Source organism: Methylobacterium sp. AC315 (genome assembly GCF_979253755.1).
Genome location: NZ_CEEDEA010000068.1, coordinates 1 through 838, shown reverse-complemented (window position 1 = coordinate 838; position 838 = coordinate 1). Strand labels below are relative to the sequence as shown.

At 69.6% G+C, this 838-nt stretch carries 1 protein-coding gene; it reads left to right on the top strand.

From position 1 onward, the window contains the following. Positions 1-5: 5 nt before the first annotated feature. On the top strand, positions 6-838 hold an 833-nt coding region (locus tag AC0IY0_RS28730), incomplete at its 3' end, for an IS630 family transposase (protein WP_471766477.1).

Here is an 838-nt window from a genome sequence, read left to right as displayed (position 1 = left end):
TTGATCTGACCGAAGATGAGCGCGCGCGGCTGGAAGGCCTGGTCCGCCGCCGCAAGATCGGTCAGGCGCTGGCCCAGCGCGCCCGGATCGTGCTGGCCTGCGCCGAGCCCGGCTCCACGAACACCGGCATCGCCCGCAGCCTCGGGGTCAGCCGTCCGAGCGTCACGACCTGGCGCGCCCGCTTCCTCGCCCACCGCCTCGACGGCCTCATCGACCTGCCCCGCTCCGGTGCGCCGCGTGCCGTCGAGGACACTGCGATCGAGGCGATGATCACGCTGACCCTGGAAGGCCAGCCGGAGAACGCCACCCACTGGTCGACGCGCGCCATGGCGAAGCGGGTCGGAATGAGCCAGACCATGGTCTCGCGGGTCTGGCGCACCTTCGGCTTGCAGCCACACAGGACCGAGACCTTCAAGCTGTCGACCGACCCGGCCTTCGTCGACAAGGTGCGTGATGTCGTCGGCCTGTACATGGCCCCGCCCCACCGCGCCGTGGTGCTGTGCGTCGATGAGAAACCTCAGATCCAGGCGCTGACCGGTACCGCGCCGGTGCTGCCGATGCGGCCCGGCCAGCCCGAGCGCCGGACCCACGACTATTGCCGCCAGGGCACGACCGATCTGTTCGCTGCCCTCGACGTGCAGACGGGGACCGTGATCGGCCGCTGTACGCCCCGGCATCGTTCGGTCGAGTTCCGCGCCTTTCTCGATCAGGTCGAGGCGAGCGTGCCGGCAAACCTCGACGTCCACCTCGTCCTCGACAACGCCGCCACCCACAAGACCAAACTGATCCACGACTGGCTGCTGAAGCGCCCGCGCTGGCACCTGCACTTCACCCCGAC